15 protein-coding genes and 1 riboswitch are annotated in these 12,914 nt (G+C 72.4%); of the genes, 8 read left to right on the plus strand and 7 right to left on the minus strand.

The genetic code is table 11. The annotated features are described in order from the left end of the window. Positions 1-151: 151 nt before the first annotated feature. The 3 genes from IFT88_RS03410 to IFT88_RS03420 all read left to right on the plus strand — a co-directional run bounded on the left by IFT88_RS03410 (position 152) and on the right by IFT88_RS03420 (position 1,596). Positions 152-295, plus strand: a complete 144-nt coding sequence (locus IFT88_RS03410; RefSeq protein ID WP_199858872.1) for a hypothetical protein — start codon at positions 152-154, stop codon at positions 293-295. 65 nt (positions 296-360) lie between these two features. Continuing rightward, the gene (locus IFT88_RS03415; RefSeq protein WP_192118892.1) at positions 361-864 is read left to right on the plus strand and encodes a hypothetical protein; all 504 of its coding nucleotides are present in this window, start codon (positions 361-363) and stop codon (positions 862-864) included. A 186-nt stretch (positions 865-1,050) separates the two neighbouring features. Further along, complete coding sequence (locus IFT88_RS03420; RefSeq protein WP_192118893.1) at positions 1,051-1,596, plus strand: MOSC domain-containing protein; 546 nt, start codon at positions 1,051-1,053, stop codon at positions 1,594-1,596. A gap of 62 nt (positions 1,597-1,658) precedes the next feature. Here IFT88_RS03420 and IFT88_RS03425 read toward each other — a convergent pair whose 3' ends face one another. Further along, entirely contained in the window at positions 1,659-2,048 is a 390-nt protein-coding gene (locus IFT88_RS03425; protein ID WP_192118895.1) for a DUF2256 and DUF3253 domain-containing protein, read from the minus strand. 520 nt (positions 2,049-2,568) lie between these two features. On the opposite strand from IFT88_RS03425, the gene IFT88_RS03430 reads away from it, so the two are divergent. After that, complete coding sequence (locus IFT88_RS03430) at positions 2,569-3,864, plus strand: MFS transporter (protein WP_192118897.1); 1,296 nt, start codon at positions 2,569-2,571, stop codon at positions 3,862-3,864. A 28-nt stretch (positions 3,865-3,892) separates the two neighbouring features. On the opposite strand, the gene IFT88_RS17335 is transcribed toward IFT88_RS03430, so the two are convergent. Both IFT88_RS17335 and IFT88_RS03435 read right to left on the minus strand, forming a co-directional pair. Next, on the minus strand, positions 3,893-4,018 hold the full coding sequence (locus tag IFT88_RS17335; RefSeq protein WP_255349713.1) for a hypothetical protein: 126 nt from the start codon (positions 4,016-4,018) through the stop codon (positions 3,893-3,895). 130 nt (positions 4,019-4,148) lie between these two features. After that, complete coding sequence (locus IFT88_RS03435) at positions 4,149-4,628, minus strand: Asp23/Gls24 family envelope stress response protein (protein WP_052505448.1); 480 nt, start codon at positions 4,626-4,628, stop codon at positions 4,149-4,151. Positions 4,629-4,793: 165 nt separating this feature from the next. On the opposite strand from IFT88_RS03435, the gene IFT88_RS03440 reads away from it, so the two are divergent. After that, positions 4,794-6,362 (plus strand): cryptochrome/photolyase family protein, encoded by a 1,569-nt coding sequence (locus IFT88_RS03440; protein ID WP_192118899.1) that lies wholly within the window; start codon positions 4,794-4,796, stop codon positions 6,360-6,362. Between the two features lie 252 nt (positions 6,363-6,614). After that, a complete protein-coding gene (locus IFT88_RS03445) occupies positions 6,615-7,235 on the plus strand; it encodes a hypothetical protein (protein WP_192118901.1) in 621 nt (206 codons plus the stop codon). Positions 7,236-7,367: 132 nt separating this feature from the next. Here the strand turns inward: IFT88_RS03445 and IFT88_RS03450 are convergent, their stop codons facing one another. Both IFT88_RS03450 and IFT88_RS03455 read right to left on the minus strand, forming a co-directional pair. Further along, a complete protein-coding gene (locus tag IFT88_RS03450) occupies positions 7,368-8,537 on the minus strand; it encodes an SGNH/GDSL hydrolase family protein (protein WP_192118903.1) in 1,170 nt (389 codons plus the stop codon). 58 nt (positions 8,538-8,595) lie between these two features. Beyond that, the gene (locus IFT88_RS03455; protein ID WP_192118905.1) at positions 8,596-10,287 is read right to left on the minus strand and encodes an ABC-F family ATP-binding cassette domain-containing protein; all 1,692 of its coding nucleotides are present in this window, start codon (positions 10,285-10,287) and stop codon (positions 8,596-8,598) included. Between the two features lie 79 nt (positions 10,288-10,366). Between IFT88_RS03455 and IFT88_RS03460 the strand changes: the two genes are divergently transcribed. Next, positions 10,367-10,552 (plus strand): PspC domain-containing protein, encoded by a 186-nt coding sequence (locus tag IFT88_RS03460; protein ID WP_056229584.1) that lies wholly within the window; start codon positions 10,367-10,369, stop codon positions 10,550-10,552. A 51-nt stretch (positions 10,553-10,603) separates the two neighbouring features. On the opposite strand, the gene IFT88_RS03465 is transcribed toward IFT88_RS03460, so the two are convergent. Together IFT88_RS03465 and clpS are read right to left on the minus strand one after the other, a co-directional pair. Continuing rightward, on the minus strand, positions 10,604-11,080 hold the full coding sequence (locus IFT88_RS03465) for a DUF2017 domain-containing protein (RefSeq protein WP_052505447.1): 477 nt from the start codon (positions 11,078-11,080) through the stop codon (positions 10,604-10,606). Beyond that, positions 11,077-11,382, minus strand: a complete 306-nt coding sequence (clpS, locus tag IFT88_RS03470; RefSeq protein WP_082060201.1) for an ATP-dependent Clp protease adapter ClpS — start codon at positions 11,380-11,382, stop codon at positions 11,077-11,079. The genes IFT88_RS03465 and clpS overlap by 4 nt, the downstream gene beginning before the upstream one ends. A gap of 60 nt (positions 11,383-11,442) precedes the next feature. Beyond that, a riboswitch (ZMP/ZTP riboswitch) is annotated at positions 11,443-11,526 on the plus strand. Positions 11,527-11,570: 44 nt separating this feature from the next. On the opposite strand from clpS, the gene glyA reads away from it, so the two are divergent. Then, positions 11,571-12,887, plus strand: a complete 1,317-nt coding sequence (gene glyA, locus IFT88_RS03475; protein ID WP_082060207.1) for a serine hydroxymethyltransferase — start codon at positions 11,571-11,573, stop codon at positions 12,885-12,887. The last annotated feature ends 27 nt before the right edge of the window (positions 12,888-12,914 follow it).

Genomic DNA, 12,914 nt, shown 5'->3' on the forward strand with positions numbered 1-12,914 from the left:
TGCGGAGGCGATCATTTCGGTGCTAGCCGTGAGGGGTGAAACCGGCAGCACCGGCCCCAAACCGGCCCCGCCCGATGTTAACAGCAGCCCGCATGCACGAGCTCCGTCCGTATCGAATCTCTGTACTCGCTCAAATTTTCAGCGGAAAGTAGTGGCCGATGCGTTCGAGGCGGTGCCCGACGACCACCTCGGTCGCACCGGCCTGCGCAGCGACGGCTCGGCCTTCACGGTCGACTCGCTCGCCCGCTACTTCGTGCACGACCCCGTGCACCACCTGCACGACGTCCGCCGCTGACCGGTGTCCCGGCCGGCAGGCCACGGAGGCTCGACGACCCGAGCAGGCGCGGTTAGGCTCCTGCCATGCCCGTCCGGTCCGAAGAAGGTCGCGTCATCGTGCGGATGTTCGCGGGGTTCACGGGCAGCGTCTTGTGGCTCGGTGATGCGGTCGACCACTCGGACGTCCATCTGTCGCCCGGGCTCGTAACCGACCTGGACGGGTGGGACGCTTTCAACCGGTCACGACTCGACCCTGACCTCGGGACACCCTCCGACGCCGACGACCGCACCTTCGCGCGGACTGGTGCCGCCCTCGCCGATCGAGTGGCGGACGAGCTCGGCGTCGGGTTCGAGGTGCACCTCGTCTTCGACGGTCGCGAGGTCCGCCGGACGTCGGACCCACCGACGAATCCTCGGGCCGCTCGGGCGCTGAACGCCCTGGCCGAGGAGGTCGAGGCCGAGGAGCGTGCGATCGCCGCGAGCCACCCGGGTGGTGGCTGGTACGCCTACGCCCCGCTCTCGGGCAGACGCTTCACGCCGTCGAGACGTGAGCGGCCCGCCCCCTGCACCGCCCGCCCGTCGCGCTGAGGTCTCTGGCCGCACCCCGCACTCCAAGCCCTGGTCGCACCGCTGACTGAACATCGCACCGCCTACTTCGACGGTGCGATGTTCATTCTGCGGTGCGACCCCGCCCGAGCCCGAGCCCGAGCCCGAGCCCGCCCTCGACCCCGCCCCACCCTCGACCCCGGCGGCCGACGCGGGCAGACTGACGGCATGACGCGCGCCTCCGTCCTCTCGGTCAACGTCGACGACGTCCACCGCTTCAGCAAGCCGCCCGTGGAGCGGGTCACCCTGCTCGCCGGGCTCGGCGTCGAGGGTGACGCGCACCTCGGGCGCACGGTGCAGCACCGCTCCCGCGTGGCGCGCGACCCGAGTCAGCCCAACCTGCGGCAGGTGCACCTGATGCACGCCGAGCTCTTCGCCGAGCTGGCCGACCACGGCTACGACGTCGGGCCGGGCGACCTCGGCGAGAACGTCACCACCCACGGGGTCGACCTGCTCGGTCTGCCCGTCGGCACCGTGCTCACCCTCGGTCAGGAGGCGCGGGTCGAGATCACCGGACTCCGCAATCCGTGCCTGCAGATCGACCGATTCGAGTCGGGCCTGCTGAAGGCGGTCGTCGGACGCGACGAGGCCGGCGAGCTCGTCCGCAAGGCGGGCGTCATGGGCGTCGTGCTCGCCGGGGGAGAGGTGCGACCCGGCGACGCGGTCGGAGTCGACCTGCCCGTCGAGCCCTGGTCGGCCTTGCAACCCGTCTGACCCCGAGCGTCTCGAGAGTCCTCAGCGTCCTGCTCGCCCCACGCGTCGTGTCGACGCCCGGCTCAGGACCGGTGCCGACGGATGCGGATCGGGCCCTTCGCCGTGGACGGGTCGACCACGGACCCGCCCTGCGTGATGTCGACCTCGCCCGCGGCGACCAGTCGTCGGGCCGCGCGACGGACGGGCTCCATCAAGTCGCGCCAGGCGTCCTCGTCGTCGGGGTGCAGCGACCGCGCGACGTCCGAGGGGCAGATCGTCGAGGTGGCCGCCCGGGCCGCCAGGAGGTCGCGGATGCGCTGCTCGAGCTCGCGGTCCTGCGCCGTCACCTTGCGCTTGCGGCACGCGTCGCTGCAGTACGCGACCTCGTCCCAGTTCGAGGCCCACTTCTTGCGCCACTCGATGGTGCGCCCGCACGATCGGCAGGTCTTGGGGTCGGGGGTCGCGGCGCTCATGCTGACAGTCAACGCGGGAGGCGCGGTGTGCGTTCCCGGGGAGGCATCCGTCCGTCCCTCCCCTGCGGACAGCACCCGCGCCTCCTGACCTCGTGGCACCGCCTTTCGTGCGACCCCGCGCGCGACCGCAACCCCGACCCCGCGCGCGACCGGCACGGTCGAGGGCGCCGGGACCGAGCCTCCGCGGCCCGACCCGCACCGCGCCTCCTGACACCACCACACCGCGTTTCGTGTACCGCACCGCGACTAATCGCGGTGCTGTGCACGAAACGCGGCCGCCGCACACCGGGCCCCTGGCCAGGCCGGGCACGAGCGGGTAGGATCGACCTCGGTCGGGCGGTACTCCCGGCCCCGGGCGTGCACGACAGCGCGCAGTCGGGATCACCATCCTCCCCGAGTCACCCACGGTCACGAACGGCACCTGCCGCGAAGGCCGTGCCGCCGGCAGATCGTCACGATCGGCCGGCCCGTGGCCACCATCGGGTCGAGAGAACGGCGCCCGCCGACCACCCCAGGTTCCATGACACTCGCACCCCCGCGCCCCACCGCGCCCCCGTCCACCCCGTCCGCCCGCTTCCCGTGGGCCGGCCTGATCGCCATCGCCGTCGCCACGTTCCTCTCCATCTCGGGTGAGATGCTGCCGACTGGCCTGCTACCCGAGATGAGCGCCGACCTCGGCGTCACCGAGTCGAGCATCGGCCTGCTCGTCAGCGTCTTCGCCTTCACGGTCGTGCTCACCAGCACCGGCCTCACCCACCTCACCCGTCGCCTGCCCCGCCACCTGATCGTGGTCGGCCTGATCGTCGTGCTGGCGATCAGCGCCGGGCTCACCGCGATCGCACCGACCTACGAGCTCGTGCTCGCCAGCCGCGTGCTCGGCGGCCTCGCCCACGGCATGTTCTGGGCCATCGGCGGCGCCTACGCCGGTCACCTCGTGCCCCGGGCACAGGTCGGCCGCGCGCTCGCCGTCGCCATGAGCGGCGGCACCCTCGCGTTCGTGCTGGGCGTCCCGCTCGGCACCGCGCTCGGCCAGGCCCTCGGCTGGCGTGAGGCGTTCGGCATCCTCGCCGGGCTCATGGCGCTCGGTGCGGTCTTCGTCTACAAGTTCCTGCCGCCGGTGGGTCGGGGCACGGCGCACGAGTCGACGCCGGAGCCGGTGACCGACGCGGTCCCGACGCTGGTCGACGGCACCGCGCCTCCTGCAGGTGCTGCGGTTCGTCGTCGCGCGCTGCCGAAGCCGAGCGTGCTCGGCGTCGTCCTGAGCTGCGTCATCACGGCGGTCTTCATGATCGGGCACTACTCGTTCTTCACCTACATCACGCCGTACCTCGTGCGCTCGACCGGGGTGCCCGAGCAGGGTCTGGCCGCGTGGCTCTTCGCGTTCGGCATCGCCGGGGCCGTGGGGCTCGGCATGGTCGGCTGGTTCCTCGGGGCGCGGCCGCGGGTGAGCATCCCCATCGGCGTGGCCGTGGTCGGGCTCGCCGTGACGGGCATGTTGCTGTTCGAGGGCATGCTCGTGCCGTCGCTCGTGGCGTTCGTGCTGTGGGGCGTGACGTTCGGGGCGCTCCCGCCGCTGTTCCAGACGCGCATGCTGCAGGTCGCCCCCGAACGGATGCGCGACCTGGCGAGCGCGTTCTACACGACGGGCTTCAACGCCGGCATCGGCGGGGGCGCCCTGATCGGCGCCCTCGTGCTCGACGGGTCCGGGCTCGACTCGCTGCCCGTGCTCTACATCGTGGTGGCCGCGGTGGTGCTGGTCGCCGTGCTCGCGAGCGACCGCCTGCTCGCCCGGCGGTCGGCCCGCCCCGCCGCCTGATCCCCGGACCCGGGANGCGTGCGGTGGGTCAGCGGCGCCGACCGGGCTGCTGGTAGCCGCCGGCCTGGCCGTTGCCGCCGCCGCGCTTGTTCATGATCTTCTTGATGACGAAGCCCACGATGAGCGGGGCGAAGCGTCGGAGCAGTGATGCCATGGGGTGCCTCCTGGGGCGATGGTGCACGGGTCGTGCGGTCGAGCCGGTCGGCTCGGTGGGGTGCGGCCCGCGGTGCTGCGGGGGACGATCGCGTCGGGACGACCGCCGCGACCACCAGTCAACTCGCTGACTACTGAACCCGCTGTGCGTCGGCCTTGTCGCCCTTGTCGTCGTCGTCCTGGCCGGCGATGAAGATGTCGCTGACCTCGATGTTGATCTCGACGACCTCGAGCCCGACGAGCTGCGTGATGGCGTCGGCGACGGCCTGGCGGACGTCGTCCGCGACCTTCTGCACCGACAACGGGTAGTCGACGACGATGCTGAGGTCGGCCGCGGCCTGGGTCTCGCCGACCTCGACCTTGACGCCCTGGCCGTGGTCCTGCTGGCCGACGGCGTTGCGCAGCGCACCCACGGCACGCGAGGCGCCGCCACCGATCGAGTGGACGCCGGGCACCTGGCGGGCGGCGATGCCCGCGACCTTGGCGACGACGCCGTCGGCGATCTGCGTGGTGCCCGCGGCGTCGGACGACACGGTCGAGGCACCGTCGACGCGGGCGACGCCGTCGACGCGCGACGTGGTGGCGGGGGTGGGGGTGGCGGTGTTCGACATCTCGGGTCCTCTTTCGGCTGGGGGAATCGTGCGGATGGTCGTGCTGTGGTCGTCGTGCTGCCGGGCCGTGACCCGGGCTGCACGTCAATGAGACGCCGTGCCCGTCCCGTTCGTCACGGTGAACATCCTGGCAACCCGCTGAGTGCCCGCGTCTACGGTCGGGGCATGCAGCGCACCCGGTGGATCTTCCTCGACCAGCTCGGCCCGCACTTCGACGACGGCGACCCGATGCTGCTGATCGAGAGCCGTTCGTCGTGGCAGGGCCGCACCCTGCATCGCGCGAAGCTGCAGCTGATCCTGTCCGCCATCCGGCACCGGGCGGCCGAACTGGGCGACCGCGTCGACTTCCGGCAGGTCGACCACTACTCCGAGGCCTTCGAGGGGCGGGACGACCTGCAGGTCGTCGACCCCACCTCGTACCGGGCGCGCCGCCTCGTGCGGTCGGTCGGTGCCGAGGTGCTGCCGAGTCGTGGCTTCGTCTCGAGCGAGGCCGAGTTCGCCGAGTGGGCCGCCGGTCGCCAGGGCGGTCGCGGCTCGGGCCGGTCCGGAGGGGCGACGGCGGACGCCGACGACGCCCGTCGGGGAGGCGCGGGTCGACCGACCGGCGCGTCCGTCGGTCGACCGGCACCGCGCCTCCTGATGGAGGACTGGTACCGGGCCGTGCGCCAGCGCACCGGCCTGCTGATGGAGGGCCCGCAGCCCGTCGGGGGCCAGTGGAACTACGACCACGACAACCGCGAGAAGCCGCCGAAGGGTGCTGCGACGCTCGGCCTGCCTCCGCAGGAGTGGCCCGTCGAGGACGACATCGACGCCGAGGTGCGGGCCGACCTCGAGCGCTGGGAGCGCGAGGGGGTCGTCCGGCTCGTCGGCGACGACGCGCCCCGACGGTTCGCCGCGACCCGGGCCGAGGCGACGGCCGCCCTGGCGGACTTCGTCGAGGTGCGGCTGCCCGACTTCGGCCCGTTCGAGGACGCCACCCTGTCGGGCGACTGGACGATGGCGCACTCGCTGCTCAGCGCCCCGATGAACCTCGGCCTGCTCGACCCGCGCGAGGTCGTCGAGGCGGCCGTCGCGTCGTACCAGGCCGGCGACGCCCCCCTGCGCAGCGTCGAGGGGTTCACCCGGCAGATCGTCGGCTGGCGCGACTGGGTCTGGCACCTCTACTGGCACCTCGGCGAGGACTTCGCGACGACGAGCAACGCGCTCGGGGCGACGCAACCCCTGCCCGAGGTCTTCGCGGGGCTCGACGTCGAGGCCGTCGAGGCCGAGTGCCTCGGCGACACGCTCGACGGGCTGCGGCGGCACGGCTGGAACCACCACATCCAGCGTCTGATGATCCTCGGCAACTGGGCCCTGCAGCGCGGTGTCGACCCGGCGGCGCTCAACCAGTGGTTCGTCGACATGTACGTCGACGGCACCCCCTGGGTGATGCCCGCCAACGTCGTGGGCATGTCGCAGCACGCCGATGGCGGCATCGTCGCGACCAAGCCGTACACCTCGGGTGGCGCGTACATCAACCGGATGACCGACCACTGCGGCTCGTGCCGCTTCGATCCGAAGAAGCGGCTCGGCGAGGACGCCTGCCCGGTGACCGCCGGCTACTGGGCGTTCCTCGACCGCGTCGAGCCGGTGCTCTCGGGCAACCCGCGCATGGGTCAGCAGTTCGCCGGGTTGCGCGGGTTGGCCGACCGCGAGGCCGTCGTCGAGCAGGAGCGCACCCGCACGACCTGGTGACGCGCGGCGCGGTGGCGTCGGGGCCGTGGCCCGGCCATCGCCTCCCCTCGCGAGCACCGGTCGGAGTGGAACCAACGATGTGCCGTCGAACCACGCACATGTGTGGTTCGACGGCACATCGGTGGTGTGGCGCTGGCGGTGATGGCGGCGGCGGTCGAGACGGCCCCGTCGGGGTACTCGGAGGTGCCCCTCGTTAGGGTGACGACAGCACCGGGCGTAGGGAGTCCGAGGCAGATCACGAGGGAGCCCCCGATGGCCACGACCATGCGCAGAACGGCCGTGACGGCCACCACCACGGGCGTGCTCGCCCTCGGCCTGTTGCTCAGCGGCTGCACCTCAGGAGGCGCGGGTGGCGGTGACGACGCCGGTTCCGGCGGGTCGTCGGCCGGCTCGAGCGGCTCGGGGTCGACCGCGTCCGACGAGGGCACCTTCGACGACCTCGCCAGCTGCGACGACGTCGGCTCGGCGCTCGGCGGCGTCGTGGACGGCCTCGAGCTGCGCGACGACAGCACGTTCTCGGGCGACCAGGCGAACTGCCAGTGGGCGACCCCGACGACCGAGGCCACCGACGCGGCCGACGTGACGGCGATCGTCGTCCTCGCCCAGCGCCAGGAGTTCAGCGCCGACGACATCAGCGCCCAGACCTCCCAGATCGAGGGCACCCAAGGCGTCGAGAGCGTCGACGACTCGCGCGTCGGGGCGTTCGGCGGCCAGGCGTTCTCGCAGACGGTGACGCAGCAGGGCATCACGGCCTCGGCCAGCACGATCCTCTCTCCGCACGGCCTGATCGCCGTCACCGCGACGGGGGCGGGCGACGCCGCCCCGCTCAGCACCGACGAGACCCTCGACGCCGCCTACGGCCTCTTCGACTGAGCCCCGCCGGGGCGGGCGTCGTCCTCGTGACGTGCCCGCGCCTCCTCGTCCTACTCGACACGTCGGTCGAGTGGTCCCGAAACGTCCTCGCCCGCGGGCCGAACCACGGTTCGGGACCACTCGACGGGTCGCTCAGCCGACGCTGAGCTGCCCGAGCACGTAGTCGGCGATGACGCGCTGGCCGGCGTCGTTCGGGTGCACCCCGTCGGCCGAGAGCAGCGAGGTGATCCCGTCGGCGGGCAGGGCGTCGGCGAGGTCGACGTAGGCGCTGCCGGTCTCGGCCGCGAGGCGCTGCACGACGGCGTCGTAGTCGTCGGCGTCCCCGGCCAGCCCCTCGGTGAGGTTCGTGCCCGGCACGAACTCGCCCATGAGCATGACCGACGGCGGGTCGTCGAGGCTCTGCAGGCCGTCGATCAGGGTGCGGTAGTCGTCCTCGAACTGGTCCGGCGTGCGGCTGAACGCGTCGTTGGCACCGAGCGTGATCGTGACCAGGTCGGGCTTGGTCGCGGCGATCGAGTCGAGGAACCCGGGCAGATCGGCCGTGAAGGTGCGAGCCGTGGCACCCGAGCGGGACGAGTCGAAGAGCGTGATGCCGCGGTCGCGATCCCCGTCGAACGCGGTCAGGCCCTCGAGGTCGACGGGCGTGTGGGCGTGGATCGTCACGGTGTGCGCGCCCGTGTCGAGTCCGGTCACCGACGTGATCCCGCTGGTGGCCATGGAGTCGCGGGTGTCGACCTCGATCGCCTCGCCGTCGTCGACGGTGTAGTCGAAGGTGCCGCGTCCGCTCGACCACCAGAGGTCGAGGTCGGTACCCGTGAACGGGTACGTGGTGGTCGCGCCGGCCCCGAGCGTGACCGCGCGGTAGCCGAGGTCGGCGGTGCGGGACGAGGCCGACACCGACCCCTCGCTGGTCGAGGCCCAGCGCGCCCAGGTCGACGCGGGGGGAGCGACGGCGAAGGCGGCCGGCCGGTAGCCGACACCGCCCGGCACGTCGTCGGTCGGGTAGCGCTCGCGCAGGCCGTCGAGGGTCAGGTCGATCCAGCGGGAGTCCACGGTCGAGGCGCCCATGCCCTCCGAGATCGAGTCGCCGACGGCGACCCAGCGGGCGGAGTAGTCGTCGCGGTCGTCGAGGGCGGTCGCCCAGTCGGCGAGCTCCGAGGAGGCGCGGGTCGGCAGGGCCGACGAGGTCCCGTCCGCGGAGGCTCCGCCCGTGGGCTCGCTGGGGTCGGTCGGGTTCGTCGAGCAGCCCGTGAGCAGGGCGAGTGCAGCGGCGACCGCGACCAGTCGGGTGGTTCGGGTCATGACGACGACGGTAGTCGAGGGGCGCGGGAGTCGTCGACCGACGACGTCGTCGGCGCCCTCACGACTCGGTGACGGTGCCGCCCTCGACCCTCCAGTGCCGATCGAGCCGGACCGTCTCGAGCATGCGCCGGTCGTGCGTGACGAGCAGCAGCGTGCCGTCGTACGACTCGAGGGCCTGCTCGAGCTGCTCGATGGCGGCGAGGTCGAGGTGGTTCGTGGGTTCGTCGAGCACGAGCACGTTGACGCCGCGGGCCTGCAGCAGGGCGAGACCGGCGCGGGTGCGCTCGCCGGGCGAGAGCTCGTCGACCGGGCGAGACACGTGGTCGGCCTTCAGCCCGAACTTGGCGAGCAGCGTCCGCACCTCGGCCTGGGGCCAGTCCGGCACGAGCGCCTCGAACGCGTCGGCCAACGGCACGTCGCCGGCCAGGAGCGCGCGGGCCTGGTCGATCTCTCCGACGGCGATGCTGGCTCCGCGACTCGCGCCTCCTTCGCTCGGGGCCTGGCGGCCGAGCAGGCCGCGCAGCAGGGTCGACTTGCCGGCGCCGTTCGGGCCGGTGATGCCGATGCGGTCGCCGCCGTCCACCTGCAGCGACACCGGACCGAGCACGAACTCGCCCGTCGCGGGGTCGCCCTGGCGGAACACGGCCCCGCTGAGGGTCGAGACGACCGAGCTCGACCGGGGCGCCGCGCCGATCGTGAACTCGAGCTGCCACTCTTTTCGGGGCTCGTCGACCTCGTCGAGGCGGGCGATGCGGCTCTCCATCTGCCGGACCTTCTGGGCCTGCTTCTCGCTCGACTCGGCCGAGGCCTTGCGGCGGATCTTGTCGTTGTCGGGCGCCTTCTTCATCGCGTTGCGGACGCCCTGGCTCGACCACTCTCGCTGCGTCCGGGCACGACCGACGAGGTCGGCCTTCTTCTCGGCGAACTCGTCGTAGGCCTCGCGGGCGTGACGGCGGGCCGTCTCGCGCTCGTCGAGGTAGGCGTCGTAGCCACCGCCGAAGACCCGGTTCGACGACTGCGCGAGGTCGAGCTCGAGCACCTTCGTGACGCACCGGGCGAGGAACTCGCGGTCGTGGCTGACGAGGACGACGCCCCCTCGCTGCCCCTGCACGAAGCGCTCGAGTCGTTCGAGGCCATCGAGGTCGAGGTCGTTGGTGGGCTCGTCGAGCAGTGCGACGTCGAAGCGGCTGAGCAGCAGGGCGGCGAGGCCGACGCGGGCGGCCTGGCCCCCGCTGAGGCCGGTCATGGGGCTGTCGGGGCCGACGGCTCCGTCGCCGTCACGGTCGAGGCCGAGGTCGGCGAGCACCTGGGGCAGACGGTCGTCGAGGTCGGCGGCGCCGCTGGCGAGCCACCGGTCGAGGGCGGTCGAGTAGACGTCGGCCGGCTCGAGCCCGTCGGGGCGCGGGGTCGGATCGGGGTCGCCGAGGGCTGCCGCGGCGGCGTCCATCTCGGCGGTGGCCTGCGTGCTGCCCGTGCGGCGGCCGATGTAGTCGGCGACCGTCTCGCCGGGCACGCGCTCGTGCTCCTGCGGCAGCCAGCCGACGAAGGCGTCGCCGGGGTTGAGGGTGATCGTGCCGGCCTGCGGCTCGTCGACCCCCGCCAGGAGGCGCAGCAACGTCGACTTGCCGGCCCCGTTCACGCCCACCACGCCCACGACGTCGCCCGGGGCGACGGTCAGGTCGAGATCGTCGAAGAGGGTGCGGTGCCCGTGGCCGCCGGCCAGGCCCTTGGCCACGAGTGAAGCGCTCATCCGGCCATTCTCGCGTACCGGGCGCCGGCCCGCGCGGCGGCCCTGGCGCCCTCCAGGCGGGGCTGGCATGCTCGGGGGCATGGCCTCTCTCACTCGTCCCCGCCGCGGCAAGATCATCGCCGGAGTCTGCGCCGCCCTCGCGAACCGCTTCGGCATCAGCGCGTTCCTGGTGCGGCTGATCTTCGTGCTCTCGATCGTCCTCCCCGGGCCCCAGGTGCTCGTGTACCTCGTGCTCTGGGTCGTGTTCCCGAAGGAGAACCGCTAGGCCTTCGCCCCGCGGGGCACTTGTGCTGGGCCCTGGGCGCGTGGCGCCGGGTCAGGCCTTGGGCAGGGACCGCAGCAGCGCCTCCTGCAGGTAGCCCAGCCAGTCGAAGACGTGGCCCATCGCCTGCAGCTGTCCGTCGTCGCCCGCGGGGACGCCGTCGCCCGTGACCCCGAGGCGCTCGCCGAGGGTCAGGCGCAGGTCGTTCAGGGTGCGCAGCCACGACTGCTGCGCGGCGCGGTCGAGCGTCGAACCCGGTTCGCCGAGCACCGACAGCACTGCGCGGCCGTTCTCGAGCTTGCGCCGGGTCAGGTCGTCGGCCGTGAACCGGCGGAACTCGGCCGCCGCCTCGGCATCGTCGCGGTACGCCGCCGGCAGGAGGCGCGCCAGGGCCGGATCGCCCTCGTCGCCGTTCTCGAGCAGCGACACCAGTTGACCGACCAGGTCGCTGAGCAGGCCCCGCTCGTCGGCGTCGAGCCGCACGCGGATCTCGTCGCCGCCCCGCGGGCGGACGAACGGCACGAGCGTCACGCCTCGTCCTGCTTCGCGAGGGTCGCCCAGAGGCCGTAATCGTGCATCGCCTCGACGTGCCGCTCCATCTCTTCGCGGTTGCCCGTGGCGACGACTGCACGACCCTCGGTGTGCACACGCATCATCAGGCGTTTCGCCTCGGCGCGGCCGAAGCCGAAGTAGGTCTCGAAGACGTGTGTGACGTAGGTCATCAGGTTGACCGGGTCGTCCCAGACGAGCGTCACCCAGGGGGTGTCGGGCGAGGTCAGGAGGCGCGGGTCGGCCTCCGTTCCCGTGCGGGTGTCGTCGAGGGTGGGGCTCACCCGTCCAGGGTGTCACACGGTCGCCGAGCGGGTTCCCCGTCAGGGGTCGGCTTGTTATGCTGAGCGGGTCGCGACTGGCGTTCAGATGGTCACCATCGGGGAGCGACTGACACACGTGCGTGGCCGTACGCCTGGGCCACGACATCCGACCTCCGTCCGTCCCGTGTGCCAAGGAGTCCTCCGTGACCATCTCCGACCAGACCGCCGCCCAGACCGGTGCCACGTCCGCCGAGTCGACCGACCGCCAGCCGTCGACCTTCAACCAGCCGCTCTCGGTCGTCGACCCCGAGATCGCCGCCGTCCTCGAGCAAGAGCTCGGGCGCCAGCGCGACTACCTCGAGATGATCGCGTCCGAGAACTTCGTGCCGCGCGCCGTGCTCGAGTCGCAGGGCTCCGTGCTGACGAACAAGTACGCCGAGGGCTACCCGGGTCGCCGCTACTACGGCGGCTGCGAGTTCGTCGACGTCGCCGAGAACCTCGCGATCGAGCGTGCCAAGTCGCTGTTCGGCGCCGAGTTCGCCAACGTGCAGCCCCACTCGGGCGCCCAGGCGAACGCTGCCGTGCTCGCCGCGATCGCCGACATCGGCGACACGATCCTCGGCCTCGAGCTGTCGCACGGCGGCCACCTGACCCACGGCATGAAGCTCAACTTCTCGGGCAAGATGTACAAGGCCGTGGCCTACGAGGTCGACCCCGAGACCTACCTGATCGACATGGACGTCGTCCGTCGCCAGGCGATCGAGCACCAGCCCAAGGTCATCATCGCCGGCTGGTCGGCCTACCCCCGCCAGCTCGACTTCGCGGCCTTCCGCGCCATCGCCGACGAGGTGGGCGCCTACCTCTGGGTCGACATGGCGCACTTCGCCGGCCTCGTCGCCGCGGGCCTGCACCCGTCGCCGCTGCCGCACGCGCACGTCGTCTCGTCGACGGTGCACAAGACCCTCGCGGGTCCCCGCTCGGGCGTGATCCTCTCGAACCACGAGCCGCTGTTCAAGAAGCTCAACTCGGCCGTGTTCCCCGGCCAGCAGGGCGGCCCGCTGATGCACGTCATCGCGGCCAAGGCGACGGCGTTCAAGCTCGCCGCCGAGCCCGAGTTCAAGGACCGCCAAGAGCGCACCATCCGGGGCGCCCAGGCCCTTGCCGCCCGTCTGACCGCCGACGACGCCAAGGCCGCCGGGGTGGACGTGCTGACCGGTGGCACCGACGTGCACCTCGTGCTCGTCGACCTGCGGGCCAGCGAGGTCGACGGCAAGCAGGCCGAGAACCTGCTGCACGACGTCGGCATCACGGTGAACCGCAACTCGGTGCCGTGGGACCCTCGCCCGCCGATGGTCACCTCGGGCGTGCGCATCGGCACGTCGGCGCTCGCCACCCGCGGCTTCTCGGACGACGAGTTCGCCGAGGTCGCCGACATCATCGCGCTCACGCTGATGCCGTCGCCCGACGTCGAGGCCCTTGCGGCCCGCGTCAAGGCGCTGACCGACGCGTTCCCGCTCTACGCGTGAGCGCTGACGTCGCGGCCGGGGCTCCGG

It is taken from the genome of Frigoribacterium sp. CFBP 8751 (assembly GCF_014841545.1).
Lineage (GTDB): Bacteria > Actinomycetota > Actinomycetes > Actinomycetales > Microbacteriaceae > Frigoribacterium.

What these genes read in the sequence shown, in the direction of transcription:
- IFT88_RS03455 (WP_192118905.1), bottom strand. Translation starts at nt 10,287, where the DNA reads ATGAGCGCTTCACTCGTGGCCAAGGGCCTGGCCGGCGGCCACGGGCAC.
- IFT88_RS03445 (WP_192118901.1), top strand. Translation starts at nt 6,615, where the DNA reads ATGGCCACGACCATGCGCAGAACGGCCGTGACGGCCACCACCACGGGC.
- IFT88_RS03450 (WP_192118903.1), bottom strand. Translation starts at nt 8,537, where the DNA reads ATGACCCGAACCACCCGACTGGTCGCGGTCGCCGCTGCACTCGCCCTG.
- IFT88_RS03440 (WP_192118899.1), top strand. Translation starts at nt 4,794, where the DNA reads ATGCAGCGCACCCGGTGGATCTTCCTCGACCAGCTCGGCCCGCACTTC.
- IFT88_RS03430 (WP_192118897.1), top strand. Translation starts at nt 2,569, where the DNA reads ATGACACTCGCACCCCCGCGCCCCACCGCGCCCCCGTCCACCCCGTCC.
- IFT88_RS03425 (WP_192118895.1), bottom strand. Translation starts at nt 2,048, where the DNA reads ATGAGCGCCGCGACCCCCGACCCCAAGACCTGCCGATCGTGCGGGCGC.
- IFT88_RS03460 (WP_056229584.1), top strand. Translation starts at nt 10,367, where the DNA reads ATGGCCTCTCTCACTCGTCCCCGCCGCGGCAAGATCATCGCCGGAGTC.
- IFT88_RS03420 (WP_192118893.1), top strand. Translation starts at nt 1,051, where the DNA reads ATGACGCGCGCCTCCGTCCTCTCGGTCAACGTCGACGACGTCCACCGC.
- IFT88_RS17335 (WP_255349713.1), bottom strand. Translation starts at nt 4,018, where the DNA reads ATGGCATCACTGCTCCGACGCTTCGCCCCGCTCATCGTGGGCTTCGTC.
- IFT88_RS03435 (WP_052505448.1), bottom strand. Translation starts at nt 4,628, where the DNA reads ATGTCGAACACCGCCACCCCCACCCCCGCCACCACGTCGCGCGTCGAC.
- IFT88_RS03415 (WP_192118892.1), top strand. Translation starts at nt 361, where the DNA reads ATGCCCGTCCGGTCCGAAGAAGGTCGCGTCATCGTGCGGATGTTCGCG.